The following is an 18,852-nucleotide window of genomic DNA, read 5'->3' on the forward strand; positions in this document are numbered from 1 at the left end:
GCTAAGCAATCAAAATTTGACGATTATCGCTCCCGCATAGGAACCTTCATCCTGGAATAGGTACTCAGGAGGGTACCTGGGGGCGATCGACGCCACGTGCGTCGATTTGTTAGCGCTAATCATGAAATATGACCGTGCTCTGGTCGTCGAGATAGGAAGTTATCTGAAGAACAGGAGACCAACGTGGAAAAGCTTTCATTCAAGGCGGAGTCAATCATGCCTTTAAACAGCGTTTCCGATAGCGAAATGCAATGGGTTGTCGGAGGGACATCTCCAACACCAACAACAATTCGGCTCGTCAATAATACCCCCAGAATTCCTGATCAGGTAGATGTCTGGAAGAGACGTCTCGGTTCAGACTGGTGCCACCAACGTCCACAGCCACAGGCTCCGCCCGCAAGGCCGACCTCGCAGGGACCAGGCGGGCCAGGCGCAGGGAACTGGCCGACGTGCTGGTGCTAACCCCGCATATTATCCAATGGCTTTGGACTTATTACTCGCACCCAACCCAGTTTTGAACTTGTCGGCATTGGGTTGTTGCTAGCTGAAGGATTTGAGCATTTTGCTCGTCCTGCCGCTGGATGGTCAGCAGTCTCGGGTCAACCGGAGAACAGACCGCGGCGTTAAAGACCAGGAGGGTCGAAGGGTCCACTCCCGACGGCCTTCCTGGGATCCAAGTTGGGAAGAAATGAGAATGGGCCACATCTGGAAGGCGATCTTGACTGACAGGAATGCGGAATCGGCATGGGAAAGGATCTGGGAAATTTCTCGCGAAATTTCGGATATCAAATGCTGGGATGGAAAGGAAACCGGCCTTGCCCGAGGTGTTGCAGGCGGCGCCCTGTTCTTTGGCTACCTCGCCATGGCTACCGGCAGCATGGAGGCATTGCGGAATTGCAGACGACTTCAGGCGTCAGCCGCGAGGAGCCTCCCCTTTAGATCGACAGACACCTCACTTTTTGGAGGGTTTCCAGGCATTGCATGGGCGACGACCCACCTGAAGGACATGCTTGACCCCTTGGCAGAGGATCCCGCAAACGAGGTAGACGAAAATCTTCTGATTCGTCTCAACTGCCCGGAATGGCGCCAGTCCTATGACCTGATTATTGGCCTCGTGGGCCTCGGCATTTATGCTCTCGAACGCCTGGAGACCGGGAGAGGACGGCAGATTCTTGGCAGCGTCATTAGGCACCTGGGCCAGACGGCGGTGATCCGGAGCGATGGCATCGCTTGGTTCACTCCATCCTGGCAACTTCCTGAATGGCAGCTCCAATTCGCACCTGAAGGCTGTTGGGACTTGGGATTAGCCCATGGCATCCCTGGCGTGATTGCATTACTGGGAAGGGCGGTTCTTGCAGATGTTGAAAAGGCAATGGCTGCGCCTCTCCTGGAAGGCTGTGTCAGGTGGCTCTTGTCTCGGCGCAACCCCGACGGTGGCCATGGCTCCTTTGCCAACATCCTTCCAAAGGGAAAGGAGGACATACCCTCTTGCAGCAGGATTGCTTGGTGCTACGGAGACCTTGGCCTGGCGATGGCCCTGCTTATGGCAGCGAAGGACGCATCCCGGCCCGACTGGGAAGCAGCGGCCCTTTCCATCGCCCAAAATGCGGCCAGACGACCTCTCGAAGCCTCTGGAGTCCGCGATGCGTGCTTGTGCCATGGCGCATCAGGAAATTCCCTACTTTTTTTGCGCCTTTATTTTGCTACGGGTGACCCTTGTTTCCACGAAGCAGCGATGGATTATCTTGGTGAAACAATAGCCTTTCATTGTCCAGGCAAACCCTTTGGCGGCTTCCCAACTTTCATGCTGGATGAAAGGCGTGTCCATGGAATCCATCATCTACCAGGCGTCCTGGAGGGAAACGCAGGTGTAGGACTGGTATTGCTTGCTGCAGCATCCGACCTGGAGCCCACGTGGGATAGGCATCTCTTCTTGTCTGCCAGCCCGTGCAGGCGATAACGTCCGCTTTGTTGTTGAGCTAGCCCCACTGTTCACGTGCGGCATCCCGCTCTCCTTCCTTCCACATAAAGATTGAATGTGGAACGAAACTCGGTTTCCAGAAGTGTTCAAACGGTGAACGAAATCGCATATTAATTAATTTATATGATTGGAGACTGTTATGGCATATGCGAATTTTAGTAATTCGGAATGTTGCGCATTCTGATTGTGCCACAATGTTGCATCAACTTTTTAAATCACTACTAGATCCAGGATATTCATTATTATCTTATGTCATTAAATCAATAATTATCATGGAATTTCCAGGATGGATTTTTAGCTGTGTCTTATTCTTATGTCAGACCGCTGGCTGGTACGCCCCTGACATGAGGCCCTCACCCTTTACCGAGTGGCCCTTTTTCGTGATGGTGCTGGTTGGCCCTGTGCTGGAATCCTTCCTTTTGGCTGGGCTTGTATGGGTTATTGGCAAGGCGTTGGTCGATCCAGTGCTCATTTCCGTTATTTCAGGAATTGCGTGGGGTGTTTTGCACGCATGGGGGGCACCAAACGCACTGGAATATGCCCTGATTCTCGTTTGGTCAGGTTATGACTTTTTTATCTTTACAATGGCCTTCCTGGCCTGGAAATCCAGCTCCTTCTGGTACGGTTTCTTCGCTGCGATGCTTCCGCACCTGGCTCACGACGGGCAATGGAAAATGCTCACCTTGATCTGTTGAAACCGTCCTTGGGGAGGCCATTTCGTGGCAGATCAAACCGATAAATTCCGGATGGACGATTTTTTTTGTTTCCGCACACCCCTCCTTTCCTACGGGGAATGGCGGTCCTGGTGCGCCGGACTCCAGGCCGCCGCATGCGTGGAAGATCCAGCAAGGTTTGAACGAGCCTACGATCAGGATTGCCGGATCCTGCGGGATCGATTGAGAAGGCTGACCATGCGGCCGGAAATCCTCGAAAGCCTGCAGGTGGCCTCACCCGACCTCGTGGAGAGCCTTGAACGCTGGCAGGAGGACCCGCTCGGACCCAAAGGACAGCGGTCGGAATTGGCGCTGGTTCGCTACTTCGCGCGAATGTGCACCCGTTCCACCCCCTTTGGCCTCTTTGCCGGGCACGGAATGGGGCGGATGGGCGAGGCGACGCGGCTGGAGGTTGCGCCCAGGGAGGCATGGTGGCGCCGTTCGCGCCTCGACATGGGGTACCTGTGCGAACTGGTGCATGGGCTGCGCGGGGACCCCGGTCTACAGGACAATCTGGAGTTCAGGACCAATTCCAGCCTATACCGGGTGGCCAACCGCTTGAGGTACGTGGCGGTCCACATGAAGAAAGGAACGCGCCATCTTGAACTGATGGAGGCCATTCCGGACGGGCCGCTGGAAGCGGTGCTTGCCCATGCGAGGGAGGGCTCATCCCTTGCGGAACTGGCCCGCAGGCTGGTGGCCGAGGATCTCCAGATGGGAGAGATCCGGGAGTATCTGCGGGAACTCATCGGACGGCAGGTCCTGGTCTCCAACCTGGAACCGGCCACCACAGGCCCCGAGCCCCTTGCGGCCTGCATCCGAAGCCTTGCGCGTTCACCCTCGACCCTCCCTGTCGCCACAGCCCTTCTGGAGGCTTCACGATTTTTGAACGATCTGGACCTCAAGGGCCTAGGCAACAAACCCCAGGCCTATCTGGCGCTGGTCGAGCGCCTCAAGGACCTTCCCGCAGGTGTGGACCCCACCCGCCTCTGGCAGGTGGACCTTTTCCAGCCTGGGGAGAAACTCACCCTGAGTCCGGCCTTGAGGGACGAGATCCTGAAGGCGGTCCACCTCCACATTCGGATGAGCCCAAGGAGCCCACGAGACCCCTTCCAGGCCTTCAAGGAGACGTTCAAACGTCGCTACGCGAACCGTTGGGTCCCACTGGCCGAGGCCCTGGATCCTGAATGTGGCGTTGGCTGGTTTGGAGACGGAGGCACCCGACCCCTGGCCACTGCGTTGCTCGACGGCCTTGGCTTGCGGCCCGGAATGGATTCCCGGCCGGTGGAGGCATGGCTTGCGCCCAGGGAGGTGCACCTGCTCAAGCGTGTCCTGGCCCTGCAAGGAACCGGTGAGCGCGTGCTGGAATTGCAGGAGCAGGACCTGGCGGCCATGTCCGGGGAGGGTCCGCTCCCCCCCTTGCCCCACTCCTTCAGTTGCATGGTGGAGCTGGAAGGCGCCTCGCCCAGCGCCGTGGATGGCGGCCCCTTCAGGATCCTGTTCCATGGGGCCGCAGGCCCGTCAGCAGCACGTATGCTCGGACGCTTCTGCCACGGGGATCCAGTGCTTTCCAAAGAAGTGCGTCGCCACCTTGAGGCGGAAGCGCTGCTAAATCCGCATGCCATCCATGCGGAAATCGCCCACCTTCCCGAGGGACGCATGGGAAACGTGCTCGCAAGGCCCGTTCTCCGTTCCTTCGAAATCCCCTACCTCGGCTCTTCGGGAGCCGACCCGCACCAGTGGGTCCTCCTCGAGGACCTCTTCGTCGGGGTGGTGGAGGACCGGGTAGTGCTCTGGTCCCGGCGCCTGGATCGGGAGGTCCTGCCCCGCCTCTCCAGCGCCGCGGCCTATCACGACAGGGGCAGCGAGGCCTACCGCTTCCTGGCCTCCCTCCAGGATCAGGGGGTGCTGGGAACCCTGGGCTTCCAATGGGGAAACCTTGCGGGCGAGGCCGCCCTTCCGCGCGTGGTGTGCGGAAGAGTGGTCCTCGCCCGGGCCCAATGGCGCTGGAGCCCAGCGGTCCTGGCGGCGCTCCGGAAGGAACCGTGTGCCCGGGAACGGTTCCTGGCCATTCAACGGCTTCGCCGTGAGCAGGGTCTTCCCCGCCACCTTGTGTTCCCCGAGGGGGATAACGAACTGCCCGTGGACCTGGACAACGCCCTCTGTGTGGAAGCCTTCTGGGGACTCGTCAAGCAGCGCGAGAGCGTCACCCTGCTGGAGGACTTGCCCGATGGTGACCATCTGGTGGCAACCGGGCCGGATGGGCCCTACCGGCACCAGCTTGTGCTGGCCTTTCTGGCCGAACCCCGCGATCCTCCGCCCGCGGTGCCTTCCCCGATCCTTTCGGAGGTCACGGTCCCTCATGCCCCGGGTTCGGAATGGCTGTACGCGAAGATCTACACCGGCCTGCACTCGGCTGCGGCCCTGCTGGGCGGCGCGCTGGGTTCCTTCATCCAGGGGATCATGGCTTCCGGAGATGCGGACCGATGGTTCTTCCTCCGCTACGCCGATCCGGATCCCCATATCAGGCTTCGTTTCCACGGGGCCCCGGACCGGATCTGGGGACGGGTCTTCCCGGGCCTGCGACAGGTTCTGGGTCCGAACCTCGCAAACGGATCGGTGTGGCGTCTCCAGTTGGATACCTATGAACCGGAAACCCTTCGTTACGGCGGCTTGAGCAACCAGGAACGGGCGGAACGGATATTCATGGCCGACAGCGAAGCGGCACTGGGCATCCTCGGCGGCAACCCGGGAGCGGAAGGGGAGCGGAGGCGTTGGTGCACGGCCCTGGCCAGCGTCGATGCCTACTTCACGAGTGCGGACCTTTCCGTGGCCCAACGCCTGAAGAACGTACGGGACCGCTGCGCCGGGTTCGAGAAGGAGTTCTCCCTTTCGGGTCCGGCTCTGGGGCAACGTTTCCGCGAGGAGAAGAATGGGCTTGAGGCCCTGCTGGATCCCCGTCCTCAGGACCCAAGGTCCCGGGACCTGACCTGCCTGGAGGCAAGGACCGGGCGGATCCGGCCGATCCTAAGGGAGATGGGGTTCCTGGCATCGGTGGGCGCCTTGACCGCCCCCATGGACGCCATCCTGGCGAGCCTGATCCACATGTCCGTGAACCGCCTGCTGTCCTCCGCCCAAAGGGCACAGGAGGCGGTGATTTATCACATGCTTGTCCGTTTGTATGAAGGGAGGCTCGGCCGAGCCCGGACGGGGGCCAAGGATCCCCCTACTTGTTGATGATCATCCGCTGCGGAATGGGCCTCCCGAAGCCCTCCAGCTTGAACCGCACCTGCACCCGCCTGCGCAGCTCCCTCGCCACGTCCCACTGCTGGCCGGGGAGGCACTTGGTCAGGGTCCGGATGGTGCAGCTTGCGGCGGTCATCGCCTCCACGCCCAGGACCTCGGTGGGTTCCAGCACGTCCTCCCGGGCCCCCATGAGCTCGGCGCCCACGTCCCGGAGCACGTCCATGATGCGGTCCAGGTCCTCGTCGTGGCTCACGTCCACGTCCACCAGGGCCTTGGCGAACTGCTTGCTGAGGACGATGACGTCGCTGATGGTGCCGTTGGGCAGGAAGTGGGCGCGGCCCTCCATGTCCCGCAGCATGGTCATCCGGAAGGTCATGCGCTCCACGGTGCCCACGTGCTTGTCGCCCACCGAGATGATGTCGCCCACCCCGTACTGGTTCTCCACCAGGAGGAAGAAGCCGCCGATGACGTCCTTCACGAGGTTCTGGGCGCCGAAGCCGATCGCCGCGCCCACGATGCCGACCCCGGCCACCAGGGGGCCCACGTTGACGTTGAACTCCTGCAGGGTCTCCAGGATGAAGAAGGAGACCACCAGCACCCGGGCGAAATTCCCGATGACCGCGCCCAGGGTCTTGGCCCGGCGCTGGATCTCGGGGTTGTGTTCGCCCACGCCGGCGGCCATGGACCGGGCCACGGCCCTGGACACCAGGCGCAGCGCCCAGAGGATGATCAGGCAGGTGACGACGACCACCAGCATGCGCTGCAGCTTCTGCCAGCCGGTCTGGTCCAGCCACGCGGCCGCCTTTTCGATGTGTCCGCCCAGTACGATGCCCATCCCGCCCCTCTAGTGTCTGATCACTTTCCCATGGATGAGGGAAAAGTGCCGCCAGTTCCCCGGCATGTGGGAGCCGATGGAGGCCACGGCCGTGGCGGCGAGGTACCACCCCAGGCGCTGCTGGGGGACCAGGTTGCCCAGGCCCAGGAGGGCCAGCTTGAGGAGCACGGCGACGCCGCTGCCCTGGTAGATCACCGTCGTGCCCTTGGCCAGGTCCAGGGCGAACAGGAGCACGCCGCTGACCACGGTGGCCGCGATGGACGCCTTCAGCCGGCCGTGGCCGGCTCCCAGGGCCACGCCGCCCAGGACGAGGCCCATCGCCATGATGTGCGCGGTGCGAAGGCCCACCTGGAAGGGGCGGGCCCAGGGGAGGGGGAAACCTTCGCTCAATGGTCCTCCGCCTCGTTGAGGAGGTGGAGCGCCACCTCGCTGCCGGGCTCCAGGGCCGTGGGGCCCTCGGGGATGACGGCCAGGGCGTTGGCCCGCATCATGCCCGAAAGGATGCCGGAACCCTGGGGTCCGGCCAGGGCCACCGTCCCATCCGGCCCGGAAACCACTCTCAGGAATTCGGTGCGCATGGGGTCCCCGCCGCGCTTCCAGCCCTCCTCCAGGATCCCCGTCCGCTCCGGGCGGTGGAGGTTCCGGTACCCCATCATGCGCCGCACCGCGGGCCGGACGTACTCCTCGAACATGAGCATGGCCGCCACCGGGTTGCCGGGAATGCCGAAGATGAGCTTGCCCTGGAAGACCCACAGGCCCAGGGGACTCCCCGGCTTCTGGGCCACCTTCCAGAAGACCCGCTCGGCGCCGTGGTCCTCCAGCACCGCCTTGATGTAGTCGAAATCCCCCACGGAGATCCCGCCGTTGGTGAGCACCACGTCGGCCTCCTCCAGGGCTTCCCGCAGGGCCCGGGCCACGGTCTCCCGGCGGTCCACGACCCGGGGCCGCGGGACGGGGAGGCCCCCGGCGGCCAGGACCTGGGCGCAGAGGGAATGGATGTTGGCGTCCCGGATCTGCCCGGGGCCGGGGCGGTCGCCCGCGTCCACCAGCTCGTTGCCGGTCGTGATGACGGCGACCCGGGGCCGGGGCCGCACGCTGACTTCGGGACAGCCGATGGCGGCCAGCACCCCCACCTCGGCCGGCCTGAGCACCGCCCCGGCCGGAACCACCAGGCCCCCGGCCGGGATGTCCTCGCCCGCGTGGCGGATGTTGGCGCCGCGGCGAGGTGCCGTGGAAAGGATCACCCAGTCGCCCTCCACGCGGACGTGCTCGATGGGAAGGATGCAATCGGCGCCCGGGGGCAGCGGGGCGCCCGTCATGATGCGCAGGGCTTCCCCGGGCCGGAGGGCCGGCACCTCGGCCATGCCGGCCGGCACGGTCCCGGCCACCGGCAGCCGCCCCAGGGCGGCGTCCCCGGCCCGCAGGGCGAATCCGTCCATGGCGGAGTTCGTGAAGGGCGGCACGGGCTCCCGCGCCAGGATGTCCTCGGCCGCGGCGAGGCCGAGGGCCTCCATGAGCGGCAGCCGCCGGGGCGGCAGGGGCTCCGCGCGCTCCAGCACAAGCTTCAGGGCCTCCCTGTATCCCAGCATCGCCACCATCCTCGACGCGACCATGGTATCAGGCCGCATGGACGGGACCCCGCTCCAGGGTTACCCTGGGGGGCGATGAACACCTCGGCCAAGAAGATCGTCAGCATCGGCATCCCCATGGGGGAGCACTACGCCATGGGCCCGGGCAAGGCCGACCTCCTGGAGGCCATCCAGGAGACCGGCTCCATTTCAGCCGCCGGGCGGAAGCTCGGCATGAGCTACCGCCGCGCCTGGCTCCTGGTGGACGAGATGAACGCCTGCTTCCGGGAACCCGTCGTGACCACCCGTCTGGGCGGCCCCAAGGGCGGCGGGGCGGTGGTGACGGACCTGGGCCAGGAGGCCGTGAAGCGCTACCGGGCCCTGCAGTCCCTGGCCTGGGACGCGGTGCGCCATTCCATCCGGGAGTATCAGCGGCTCCTGGGCAATGGGGCCGGGGTCCAGCCCGACTGACTTGCCATCCGCTATATCCATATGTAACCATCGGTGCAGCGTCCGTTCCCGGGGCCGGGATGTCCGAGTTCCGCGCCTTAGCGCCCCAAACGAGGGGTGTGGTCCGACCATCCGCCCGGGACGGCCGTAATCGGAGGGCACCCATGAAAAACCGGATCCTGAGTCTCCTGGCCGGAGCCATCCTGTGCCTGGGCCCCGCGGCCTTCGCCCAGCACAGCGTGATCCTCGCCACCACCACCAGCACCCAGGACTCCGGGCTGCTGGATGTCCTGGTTCCCATGTTCCAGAAGCAGACCGGGTTCCAGGTCAAGACCATCGCGGTCGGTTCGGGCCAGGCCATCGCCATGGGCCGCAAGGGCGAGGCCGACGTCCTCCTGGTGCACTCCCCCGACGCCGAGAAGGCCTTCATGGCCGACGGCCCCGGCCTCAACCGCAAGCTGGTGATGCACAATGACTTCGTGGTGCTCGGCCCCGCGGCCGACCCGGCCGGCCTGAAGGCCGCCCCCACCGCCGCCGACGCCTTCCGGAAGTTGGCCGCCGGTTCAGCCACGTTCGTCTCCCGGGCCGATCAGTCCGGCACCCACGCCCAGGAGAAGAAGCTCTGGAAGGGCGCGGGCATCGATCCGGCCGGCAAGCCCTGGTACCTGGAGACCGGCCAGGGCATGGGCCAGACCCTCAACGTGGCCTCCGAGAAGCGGGCCTACACCCTGTCGGACCGCGGCACCTACCTGGCCATGAAAAAGAACCTGGGCCTGGCCATCGTCTCCGAGGGCGACGTCTCCCTGGCCAACATCTACCACGTCATCGAGATCGACCCCGCGAAGTTCCCCAAGGTCAACGCGGCCGGTGGCAGGGCCTTCGCGGCGTTCATGGTCTCGGCCCCCGCGCAGGCTGTGATCCGCACGTTCGGCGTCGACAGGTTCGGTTCTCCCCTTTTCTTCCCCGACGCGGGCAAAAAGGACAACTAGGGCTGTTATTGCGGGACCCCTAGACTGGGTGAATCCCCAGAGACCCGGGAAAGGACCCATGACCAACGCCATCTTCAATCTCCCCGAAGCCTTCAACGAACCGGCCTTCTCCTATGCCCCGGGCACCCCCGAACGGGCCCTGCTCAAGGCCGAGCTGGACCGGCAGTACGACCAGGTCCTCGACATCCCCCTCATCATCGGCGGCGAGGAGGTGCGCACCGGCCGCCTCCAGGACGCCGTGTGCCCCCACGAGCACGGCCACGTGCTGGCCCGGTACCACGAGGCCGGCGAGGCCGAGATCCGGCTCGCCATCCAGGCGGCGCTGGACGCCAAGGCCGAATGGGAAAGCACGCCCTGGGAGGAGCGGGCGGCGATCTTCAACCGCATGGCCAGCCTCATCTCCACCAAGTACCGATACATCCTCAACGCCGCCACCATGCTCAACCAGTCCAAGACCGCGCACCAGGCGGAGATCGACTCCACCTGCGAGACCGCGGACTTCTTCCGGTACAACGCCAAGTTCATGGAGCAGATCTACCGCCAGCAGCCCGAGAGCAACACCCACACGTGGAACCGGGTGCACTACCGGGCCCTGGAGGGCTTCGTCTTCGCGGTGTCGCCCTTCAATTTCACCGCCATCGGCGCCAACCTCGCCACCGCCCCCGCCCTCATGGGCAACACCGTGGTGTGGAAGCCGGCCAGCACCTCGATCCTCTCCAACTACTACCTGATGCAGCTCTACAAGGAGGCCGGCCTGCCCCGGGGCGTCATCAACTTCGTGCCCAGCAGGGGCTCGGTCATCGGGAAGATCGTCCTGGACCACCCGGCCTTCGCGGGCCTGCATTTCACCGGGTCCACGGGCGTGTTCAATTCCATGTCCAAGACCGTCGCCGACAACGTGGGCAAGTACAAGATCTACCCCCGCCTCGTCGGGGAGACCGGCGGCAAGGACTACATCTTCGTGCACCACTCCGCCGAGATGGTGGAGGTGGCCACGGCCATCGTGCGGGCCTCCTTCGAGTACCAGGGGCAGAAATGCTCCGCCTGCTCCCGGGCCTACGTCCCCGCCTCCCACTGGCCCCAGCTCAAGGAGCTCATCCTCGGCATGATGGCCCGCATCAAGGTGGGCGATCCCCGGGACTTCAGGAACTTCATGGGCGCCGTCATCGACGAGGCCAGCTTCGACAACACCATGCGCTACATCGGCCTGGCCCGGGAGTCCCCGGCCGCCGAGATCATCCATGGCGGCCGCGGCGACAAGGCCACGGGCTGGTTCGTGGAGCCCACCATCATCGTCACCACCGACCCGAAGTTCGTCACCATGCAGGAGGAGATCTTCTCGCCGGTGCTCACCCTCTTCGTCTACGAGGACGCGAAGCTGGACGAGACGGTCCGGCTCCTGGACGAGACCAGCCCCTACGCCCTCACCGGGGCCATCTTCGCCCGCAACCGCTACGTCATCAACCGGCTCACCGAGGCCCTGGCCAACACCGCCGGCAACTTCTACATCAACGACAAGTGCACCGGCGCCATGGTGGGCCACCAGCCCTTCGGCGGCGCCCGGGCCTCGGGCACCAACGACAAGGCCGGCAGCTTCCTGAACCTCATCCGCTGGACCTCGCCCCGCACCATCAAGGAGTGCTTCGCCCCCCACCGGGACTTCGCCTATCCTTTCATGGACGAGGAATGAAATTTGGAACTGCTGTGGGAGGGCATCCGGAAGGCCTTTGACCTTCTGCGCACCCTGGACCCCGAGGTCCTGGGGATCACCCTCTTCACCCTGAAGGTCACCCTCCTGGCCACCCTGGCGAGCCTGGTCCTGGGCCTGGGGGCCGGGCTGGTGCTCGCCCTCACCGACTTCCCCGGGCGGCGCATCGTCATCAGCCTGGTGAACACCGGAATGGGCCTGCCGCCGGTGGTGGTGGGGCTCTTCGTCACCATGTTCCTGTGGCGCAACGGGCCCCTGGGCGGCTGGGAGCTCCTTTACACCCCCTCGGCCATCATCCTGGCCCAGACCGTCATCGCCACCCCCATCATCACGGGCATCAGCGTGGCCGCCCTCCAGCAGCTGCCCCCGGACCTGCGCCTGCAGATCCTCTCCCTGGGGGCCACCCGGATCCAGATGCTCTGGCTCCTGGTGCGGGAGGCGCGCCTGCCCCTGCTGGCGGCGGTCATGGCCGGCTTCGGCGGGGTCATCTCCGAGGTGGGGGCCTCCCTCATGGTGGGCGGCAACATCAAGGGCAGCACCCGGGTGCTCACCACGGCCACCGTCATGGAGACCGGCAAGGGCAACTTCGACGTGGCCATCGCCCTCAGCCTCATCCTCCTGGCCCTCACCTTCGTGGTGAACGCCGCCCTCACCCACATCCAGCAGCGGGAGCGGCCCCGGTGACCGCGCTGCTGCGGGTGGAGGACCTCGTCGTCCGGCGCGGGGACGTCACGGTCCTGGAGGTCCCTTCCCTGGACCTGGAGGCCGGCGGGGTGCTGGCCCTCATCGGCCCCAACGGCTCGGGCAAGAGCACCCTCCTCAAGACCCTGGCCTGCCTCCTGGAGCCGGCCCGGGGCGCCCTCTTCTTCAGGGGCGAGGCCCTGCGCCCCGACGCCTACCGGCGCCGGGTGACCATGGTCTTCCAGGCCCCCCTCCTCTTCGACGCCACGGTTCGGTCCAACCTGGAATCCGGCCTGAAGCTCCACGGGGTGCCCGCGCCCGGGCGCGGACCGAGGGTCGAGGAGCTGGCGCGGCGCTTCGGCGTGGACCACCTCCTGGACCGGTCCGCCCGCAACCTCTCCGGCGGCGAGGCCCAGCGCACCGCCCTCGCCCGGGCCTTCGTGCTGCGCCCGGAGATCCTCTTCCTGGACGAACCCTTCTCCGCCCTGGACCCCCCCACCCGGGAGGCCCTCCTGGACGACCTGGCCGGGGTCCTGCGGGAGACCCGCACCACCACCGTCATCGCCACCCACGACCAGATGGAGGCCCTGCGCCTCGCGGACCGCATCGCCGTCCTGCGCCAGGGACGCATCGTCCAGTGCGGCCCCGCCCCCGACGTCATCAACCGCCCCGCGGACGCCTTCGTGGCGGACTTCGTGGGCATGGAGACGGTCCTGGCCGGCCGGGTCGAAGGCGCCGGCCACGGCGAGTTCCGGGTGGGGACGGCCGGAGGCCCCGTGGTGGCCGCGGGGGAGGCCGCCCCCGGCGACGAGGTGCGCATCGGCATCCGCCCCGAGAACGTCACCCTCTCCCCCCACGCCGAGGCCCACTCCAGCGCCCGCAACAATTTCCACGGCACCGTCACCCGCATCGTCCCCAAGGGGCCCTTCTTCAAGGTGGAGCTTGACTGCGGCTTCTTCCTGGCCGCCTACGTCACGCCGGTGTCCCTGGAGGAGCTGGGCCTGGCCGAGGGGAGCCGGGTGGTGGCGAGCTTCAAGGCCACGGCGGTGCATCTCCTGCGCAGATAGTGCGCGCCGCGCCTCCCTGTGGCATCGTGTCAGGCATGCGCTCCAGCTTCCGCTGCATGACCTTCCTCGTTGCCGTGGCCTCCCTCCATGCCCAGGATGCCTGGGCCCCCGTGGCCAAGGCGGTCGCCGCGCTGCGTTCCCCGGAGAGCCATGTCCTGGTGGCCGCCCTGCCGGCGCCTGAGTTCGCCTGGTTCGGCGAGGACAGCCTGGGCTCCGAGTATGAGAAGGGCCTCGCCCTGCTTGTCCCTTCGGAGGAGCTCAAGGCGGTCATGGCCGGGATCCAGAAGGGACCGGGCTGGGCCCTGTATGACCCGTCCGGCCTTCAGATCGCCGAAGGGCGGGGCCTGCCTTCCCCCGCGAACATCCGCGCCCTCATGGAAGGCAACGGCTGGCGTTCCCAGTGGGACGCCCTCAAGGACCATCTGCGCGACCGTCCCGACGACGCCCAGGCCTGGCAGGAGCGGGTGCAGGGGCTTTCCGTCCACGCCTACAACGCCCGGAAGGCCGGCAAGCTGGGCCCCGGACTCCTGGCGATCCTTCGCACGGAGCTGGCCTCCGCCCTGAAGGGGTTCGAGGCGGCCCTGGGGGAGGACGAGGAGCCGTTTGCCCAGTCCGCCATCTATACGCTGGGCCAGGCGGGCCTGGACCAGGATCCGGAGCTCGGACCGGCGGTACGCAGGTTCGCCTCGAGGATCCGCCCCCTCCTGTTGAGGGACCCCGAAAACCTGAGGCTTTGGAACATGGGCATCAACCTGACCCCGGCTTCCGATCCTGCGCCGGGGGCCCTGGCGGCCGCCCTGGATCTTCCGGGCGTGCCGGGGCGCCCGTGGCCACCGCCCTTCGCGCCCTTCTTCCTCCGCCTGATCCACCGGGACGCGCCCGCCATCCTGGCCAGGGAAGCGGCCGCGAGCCTGGAAGCCAACCTCGATCCCGCCCTCGTGCGCAGGCTGGGCAGGCGCCATGTGAACCAGATGCTGGTGGAGTGGGGAGGGCTTCACCTGGAAGCCCTGCTCCGCCAGGGACACCTGGACGAGGCGCTGGCGGATGCGGCCGGTCTCCGCGCCCGGAGCGGGTCCGCCTGGCGCGCCCTTTCCGCCAGGGCCCTGATGGCTACCGCCCGGAACAGCCCCGAGTTTCCGCCCCTCCCGCCCCTGACCCCGGAACAGAGATCCCCGCTTCTCGACCTCCTGAACCTGCCTCCCCTGCCCGACCCGCCCCTGCCGGATCTCCCCCCGCTGCGCCTCGCCCTGCTCGGACCCCATGCCCCCATCGCCTGGGCACGCGTCCAGATCGACCCCCTTTTCAAGGTCTGGGATCCAGGCGACCTGACCTGGACCCCCCTTTCCGCCGTGGAAGCCGGGGCCCTGAGCGCGTCCCACGCCTGGGCCGCGGGTACCCGGTGGGTGCTGCTCCAGGGCAGCCGGCTCCTGGCCACCGGACCCGGCCTCCCGGCCGCGGAGACCCTGGATGCCGCCCTGCGGGCCCAGGCCACCCCCCGCCTGGACGCCCTCAACGCGTTCATCAAGGCCAACCCTGAGCGCCTGGATGCGAGAAGGGAACGCATGGAGGCCCTGCGGACCCGCCTCCCCGACCCGGCCCTGGAGGTCCTTTTCCTGAGTGACTGCGTGGCGACCTGCGCTCCCCTCCGGGCCCTCCCCTTCAAGCCCGACCCGGCCACCTGGGGACCCGCCGCCAGGAAGATCTGCTCCACCCTTGCCGAAAGGCTCGGGGCATGGCCGTCCAATCCACTCGCCTGGAGGGCCTATGCCCAATGGTCGGCCTTGGACAGCCGGATCCCCCGGCCCCATGAGCTCCTCGCCTCCCTGGACCCCTGGCCGCGGATGGGGGGCCACGGCCTGGCGGGCCCGGTCCCCGGCACCGTCTCCTTCGCGATGGAACGGACCCTCGCCTCCGAGGGCCGGCACCGGGAGATCGACGCCTGGATGCAGAACCTCTGGTCCCGGGGCCTCAGGGCGTTCGTGGTGCGCTGGGCCGGCCTTTCCATGGCGGGCGGCCCGTCCCGCAGCGATTTCGAGACGCAGGGAATGCAGGTGCCTGAACTCCTGGCCGGCTGGGGCAAGGCGATCCGGGCGGCCGGCGACGCGAAGCGTTTGGCCTCGGTCCGGTTCGACCTCGAGGAGATCCGCACGGGCCTGGGCGACCTCCTGAACCTCGGCGAATAGTCGACTTCCGTTGTCAGATAAGGCCGTGAGCCAGATCACAAATCCGGCCGCTTCCTTGTTCCGCCGCAAATGCCAAGGTACGTTGAACTGGGGCGCACGACGGCAACATGCCGTCGAGGGATGTTTGCCCCATGGGAGTGGCCTGGGCATGAGACAGCTGCGCATCGACCTGACCAAGTGCAACTACGGACGGGACTGCAACCACGAGTGCGAGTCCGACTGCGCCACCAAGGTGTTCAAGGTGGACGACCCCAAGCTGGCGGCCCTGCACATCCGGGACAACGGCGACGGCACCGGCACGACGGTCCTCTGCGACCAGTGCGGGGACTGCGTGGTGGTGTGCCCCGCCGAGGCCCTCAAGCGCAACAAGCTGGGCGTGGTCATGATCAACAAGAAGCTCTGCGTGGGCTGCTACATGTGCATCGGCTTCTGCGAGAAGGAGGCCTTCGAGCGGAACCCCGACTGGATCGAGCCCTACAAGTGCACCTCCTGCGGGATCTGCGTGAAGGCCTGCCCCCACGCCGCCCTGGAGATCGTCGAAGTTCCCGAACCCGCCCGCCGCATCATCTGAACCGAGGAACGCCCGATGAGCCACATGGAATCCAGCACCCCCATCGTCCGCTGCGAAGTGGACTTCACCAAGCGCACCGAGTACCACGAAGGCCTGGAGGCCATCAGGGCCGCCCACAAGCTCCTGGCCGAGGCGACCTTCACCCCCAGCCTCCCCGACAGGGGCTACACCAACCGCACCCTCTACGTGAACGTGGGCAGCCGGGAGATCATGGAGAAGCCCGTCACGCAGCAGATGAAGGACATCTTCCTGGGCGGGCGCGGCTTCGGCCTCTGGCACCTGTGGAACGCGGTCACCCCCGCCACCCGGTGGAACGACCCCGAGAACGAGATCATCATCAGCCCCGGCCCCGTCTCCGGCACCACCCAGTACGCGGGCAGCGGCAAGTCCCTGGTCGTGACCCTCTCCCCCCAGACCGATATCCCCGTGGACTCCAACGTGGGCGGCTACTTCGGACCCCTGCTCAAGTTCTCGGGCTTCGACGCCCTGGAGCTCCAGGGCAAGGCCGACCAGGACGTGATCCTCTTCATCGACGGCCAGAAGGGCGTCATCCTCATCGAGGCCGCGCCCATGGAGCCCGTGGACAGCCACGTGCTGGCCGAGGTCCTCACCCGGATGTACGCCGAGAACGACGAGGACCGCGTGAACATCTCCGTCGTCTCCACGGGCGCCGGCGCCGAGCACAGCCTCATCGGCATGCTGAACTTCTCCTGGTGGGACCACCGCCGGGGCTGCGTGCGCCTCAAGCAGGCCGGGCGCGGCGGCATCGGCACGGTGTTCCGGGACAAGCGGATCCGGGCGCTCGTGTGCCGCGGCCCCGTGGTCAAGGGCGGGCTGAACAACCCCGTGGACCCCGAGACCATCGCGAAGACCGGCATCAAGTTCCACAAGGAGATGCGCACCAACGACGACTCCCAGTGCAAGATGCGCCGCAACGGCACCGCGCACATCGTGGAGATCATGGACGCCTACGACCTCCTGCCCACCCACAACTTCCAGTACGGCTCCCACCCCGACACCCACAAGATCGCCTCCCCCGTGTGGCAGGCGCGCTGCACCCAGGAGACGGTGGACGGATGCTGGTACGGGTGCTCCATGGCCTGCGCCAAGGGCGCCGACGGCGTCGTGCTCAAGACCGGCCCCTACAAGGGCCACATGGTCACCGTGGACGGCCCCGAGTACGAGAACGCCGCGGGCCTGGGCTCCAACGGCGGCGTCTTCGACCCCGACTACCTCCTCGAACTGAACTTCTACTGCGACACCTACGGCGTCTGCACCATCACCTGGGGCACGCTGACCGCCTTCGTCATGGAGTGCTTCCAGCGCGGCATCCTCAACCTGGAACGCACCGGCGGCCTGGACCTCACCTGGGGCAACGCCGAAGCCGACCTGGAGATGATGCACCAGATGGCCCGCGGCGAAGGCTTCGGCATCATCGCCGGCCAGGGCATCCACAAGATGAAGGAGATCTTCGCGGCCAAGGGCTGGGGCGACCCCAAGCTCATGGCCGACATCGGCATGGAGTGCAAGGGCCTGGAGTACAGCCAGTACATGTCCAAGGAGTCCCTGGCCCAGCAGGGCGGCTACGCCCTCACCAACAAGGGCCCCCAGCACGACGAGGCCTGGCTGATCTTCATGGACATGGTGAACAAGCAGCTGCCCACGTTCGAGGACAAGGCCGAGGCGCTCTACTACTTCCCCCTGTTCCGCACCTGGTTCGGCCTCAACGGCTTCTGCAAGCTCCCCTGGAACGACGTGGTCCCCTCCGACAACGCCTCCACCAGCGAACCCGCCAAGGTCCCCGAGCACGTGCAGAACTACGTGGACGTCTTCACCGCCACCACGGGCATCAGGATCGACAAGGACGAGCTGATCCGCCAGAGCGCCAAGGTCTACAACTTCCAGCGCATCTTCAACATCCGCATGGGCAAGGGCCTGCGCTCCTTCGACATCCCGCCGTACCGCTCCGTGGGCCCCGTCACCCGCGAGGAGTACGAGTCCCGCGCCGAGCGCTACGACAAGCAGATGGTGGAGGAGATCGGCGTGGATCCCGCGGGCAGGTCCGTCGACGAGAAGATCGCCATCACCCGCGACTACCGAATGAAGCGCTACAACAGCCTGGTGGACGCCGTCTACCTCCGCCGCGGCTGGACCCCCAACGGGGTGCCCACCCTGGCCCGCATCCAGGAACTGGGCCTGGACGTCTTCCCCGAAGTGGTCGAGATCGTCAAGAACCACGGCGGCTGACCGTGATCACCGTCAACGGCGACACGGCGGCGTGGACCCCCGGCATGACCGTCAAGGACGTGCTGACGCTGAAGAACTTCAAGTTCCCGCTCCTGGTCATCAAGCTGGACGACGCCCTGATCCAACCCAAGGACTACCCCACCACCCCCGTCCCCGACGGGGCGGTGGTGCAGGTGATCCACCTCATGAGCGGCGGCTAGCCTCCGCCTCTCTGCGTGTGGGCCCGGAACCGGTCCATGAAGGCCGCCTCCTCCGCCGGGGCGTACCCGACGAAATCCAGCTCCACCCGCACCCGCTCCAGGGCCAGGACCCCGAGCGCCAGGGGCGGCAGGGCCGTGACCCGGACTACCCACGTCCGCGCCCCCTCGCCGCCCCGGTAGACGTCCCCATCCTGGACGAAGGCCCCGCCCACCGCAGCCGGCAGGCAGCGTCGGAACTCGGCCGGCGACAGGGTCATTTCCAGGAGGACCATGGGGGATTATCTCCCGGAAGGAAAGGCGCTCCGCCCCGTTGGCGAGCCCGTCCGCCCGGATCGAGTAGGGTTTTTCTCCCGGGGGCCTTGCGAAGGGATGGGCGCGGGATTAAATTTCGTTTTGAATTCTTTTTTGTTTCT

General features: G+C 66.1%; 16 protein-coding genes. 12 read left to right on the forward strand and 4 right to left on the reverse strand.

The features are described from left to right. The first annotated feature begins 688 nt into the window (after window positions 1–688). The 3 genes from RAH40_RS13865 (at window position 689) to RAH40_RS13875 (ending at window position 5,931) form a co-directional block, all read left to right on the forward strand. Window positions 689–1,960 carry a lanthionine synthetase C family protein gene (locus tag RAH40_RS13865; RefSeq protein WP_306598145.1) on the forward strand — a complete coding sequence of 424 codons (1,272 nt, stop codon included), beginning with the start codon at window positions 689–691 and terminating at the stop codon, window positions 1,958–1,960. A gap of 167 nt (window positions 1,961–2,127) precedes the next feature. After that, on the forward strand, window positions 2,128–2,676 hold the full coding sequence (locus RAH40_RS13870; RefSeq protein ID WP_306598146.1) for a hypothetical protein: 549 nt from the start codon (window positions 2,128–2,130) through the stop codon (window positions 2,674–2,676). Between the two features lie 216 nt (window positions 2,677–2,892). Continuing rightward, window positions 2,893–5,931, forward strand: a complete 3,039-nt coding sequence (locus tag RAH40_RS13875) for a lantibiotic dehydratase (protein WP_306598147.1) — start codon at window positions 2,893–2,895, stop codon at window positions 5,929–5,931. On the opposite strand, the gene RAH40_RS13880 is transcribed toward RAH40_RS13875, so the two are convergent. From RAH40_RS13880 to glp, 3 genes are read right to left on the reverse strand one after another with little or no spacing between them, the layout of a single operon-like run. Next, window positions 5,921–6,775, reverse strand: coding sequence for a mechanosensitive ion channel family protein (locus tag RAH40_RS13880; protein ID WP_306598148.1), 855 nt, complete (start codon window positions 6,773–6,775; stop codon window positions 5,921–5,923). The two genes, RAH40_RS13875 and RAH40_RS13880, sit on opposite strands and share 11 nt — an antisense overlap. 9 nt (window positions 6,776–6,784) lie before the next feature. Further along, entirely contained in the window at window positions 6,785–7,165 is a 381-nt protein-coding gene (locus RAH40_RS13885; protein WP_306598149.1) for a hypothetical protein, read from the reverse strand. Then, window positions 7,162–8,403, reverse strand: coding sequence for a gephyrin-like molybdotransferase Glp (gene glp, locus RAH40_RS13890; protein ID WP_306598150.1), 1,242 nt, complete (start codon window positions 8,401–8,403; stop codon window positions 7,162–7,164). The genes RAH40_RS13885 and glp overlap by 4 nt, the downstream gene beginning before the upstream one ends. Window positions 8,404–8,439: 36 nt before the next feature. On the opposite strand from glp, the gene RAH40_RS13895 reads away from it, so the two are divergent. The 9 genes from RAH40_RS13895 to thiS all read left to right on the forward strand — a co-directional run bounded on the left by RAH40_RS13895 (window position 8,440) and on the right by thiS (window position 18,439). After that, a complete protein-coding gene (locus RAH40_RS13895) occupies window positions 8,440–8,814 on the forward strand; it encodes a winged helix-turn-helix domain-containing protein (RefSeq protein ID WP_306598151.1) in 375 nt (124 codons plus the stop codon). Window positions 8,815–8,957: 143 nt separating this feature from the next. Then, window positions 8,958–9,782: a substrate-binding domain-containing protein gene (locus tag RAH40_RS13900; RefSeq protein WP_306598152.1), complete on the forward strand. Its 825-nt coding sequence runs from the start codon at window positions 8,958–8,960 to the stop codon at window positions 9,780–9,782. A gap of 58 nt (window positions 9,783–9,840) precedes the next feature. After that, window positions 9,841–11,472, forward strand: coding sequence for an L-glutamate gamma-semialdehyde dehydrogenase (gene pruA, locus RAH40_RS13905; protein WP_306598153.1), 1,632 nt, complete (start codon window positions 9,841–9,843; stop codon window positions 11,470–11,472). A gap of 3 nt (window positions 11,473–11,475) precedes the next feature. After that, complete coding sequence (locus tag RAH40_RS13910) at window positions 11,476–12,174, forward strand: ABC transporter permease (protein WP_306598154.1); 699 nt, start codon at window positions 11,476–11,478, stop codon at window positions 12,172–12,174. After that, the gene (locus RAH40_RS13915) at window positions 12,171–13,238 is read left to right on the forward strand and encodes an ABC transporter ATP-binding protein (protein ID WP_306598155.1); all 1,068 of its coding nucleotides are present in this window, start codon (window positions 12,171–12,173) and stop codon (window positions 13,236–13,238) included. Before RAH40_RS13910 ends, RAH40_RS13915 begins: the two co-directional genes overlap by 4 nt. Window positions 13,239–13,273: 35 nt before the next feature. Beyond that, a complete protein-coding gene (locus RAH40_RS13920; protein WP_306598156.1) occupies window positions 13,274–15,421 on the forward strand; it encodes a hypothetical protein in 2,148 nt (715 codons plus the stop codon). A gap of 148 nt (window positions 15,422–15,569) precedes the next feature. Beyond that, on the forward strand, window positions 15,570–15,992 hold the full coding sequence (locus RAH40_RS13925) for a 4Fe-4S binding protein (protein WP_306598157.1): 423 nt from the start codon (window positions 15,570–15,572) through the stop codon (window positions 15,990–15,992). A 15-nt stretch (window positions 15,993–16,007) separates the two neighbouring features. Then, window positions 16,008–18,239: an aldehyde ferredoxin oxidoreductase family protein gene (locus RAH40_RS13930; RefSeq protein ID WP_306598158.1), complete on the forward strand. Its 2,232-nt coding sequence runs from the start codon at window positions 16,008–16,010 to the stop codon at window positions 18,237–18,239. Between the two features lie 2 nt (window positions 18,240–18,241). Beyond that, a complete protein-coding gene (gene thiS, locus RAH40_RS13935; RefSeq protein WP_306598159.1) occupies window positions 18,242–18,439 on the forward strand; it encodes a sulfur carrier protein ThiS in 198 nt (65 codons plus the stop codon). Here thiS and RAH40_RS13940 read toward each other — a convergent pair. Beyond that, window positions 18,436–18,711: a hypothetical protein gene (locus tag RAH40_RS13940; RefSeq protein WP_306598160.1), complete on the reverse strand. Its 276-nt coding sequence runs from the start codon at window positions 18,709–18,711 to the stop codon at window positions 18,436–18,438. The two genes, thiS and RAH40_RS13940, sit on opposite strands and share 4 nt — an antisense overlap. Window positions 18,712–18,852: the final 141 nt, after the last annotated feature.

It is taken from the genome of Geothrix sp. 21YS21S-2 (assembly GCF_030846775.1).
In the GTDB taxonomy this organism is placed as follows: domain Bacteria; phylum Acidobacteriota; class Holophagae; order Holophagales; family Holophagaceae; genus Mesoterricola.

What these genes read in the sequence shown, in the direction of transcription:
- RAH40_RS13865 (WP_306598145.1), top strand. Translation starts at nt 689, where the DNA reads ATGAGAATGGGCCACATCTGGAAGGCGATCTTGACTGACAGGAATGCG.
- RAH40_RS13870 (WP_306598146.1), top strand. Translation starts at nt 2,128, where the DNA reads ATGCGAATTTTAGTAATTCGGAATGTTGCGCATTCTGATTGTGCCACA.
- RAH40_RS13875 (WP_306598147.1), top strand. Translation starts at nt 2,893, where the DNA reads ATGCGGCCGGAAATCCTCGAAAGCCTGCAGGTGGCCTCACCCGACCTC.
- RAH40_RS13880 (WP_306598148.1), bottom strand. Translation starts at nt 6,775, where the DNA reads ATGGGCATCGTACTGGGCGGACACATCGAAAAGGCGGCCGCGTGGCTG.
- glp (WP_306598150.1), bottom strand. Translation starts at nt 8,403, where the DNA reads ATGCGGCCTGATACCATGGTCGCGTCGAGGATGGTGGCGATGCTGGGA.
- RAH40_RS13895 (WP_306598151.1), top strand. Translation starts at nt 8,440, where the DNA reads ATGAACACCTCGGCCAAGAAGATCGTCAGCATCGGCATCCCCATGGGG.
- RAH40_RS13900 (WP_306598152.1), top strand. Translation starts at nt 8,958, where the DNA reads ATGAAAAACCGGATCCTGAGTCTCCTGGCCGGAGCCATCCTGTGCCTG.
- pruA (WP_306598153.1), top strand. Translation starts at nt 9,841, where the DNA reads ATGACCAACGCCATCTTCAATCTCCCCGAAGCCTTCAACGAACCGGCC.
- RAH40_RS13920 (WP_306598156.1), top strand. Translation starts at nt 13,274, where the DNA reads ATGCGCTCCAGCTTCCGCTGCATGACCTTCCTCGTTGCCGTGGCCTCC.
- RAH40_RS13925 (WP_306598157.1), top strand. Translation starts at nt 15,570, where the DNA reads ATGAGACAGCTGCGCATCGACCTGACCAAGTGCAACTACGGACGGGAC.
- RAH40_RS13930 (WP_306598158.1), top strand. Translation starts at nt 16,008, where the DNA reads ATGAGCCACATGGAATCCAGCACCCCCATCGTCCGCTGCGAAGTGGAC.
- RAH40_RS13940 (WP_306598160.1), bottom strand. Translation starts at nt 18,711, where the DNA reads ATGGTCCTCCTGGAAATGACCCTGTCGCCGGCCGAGTTCCGACGCTGC.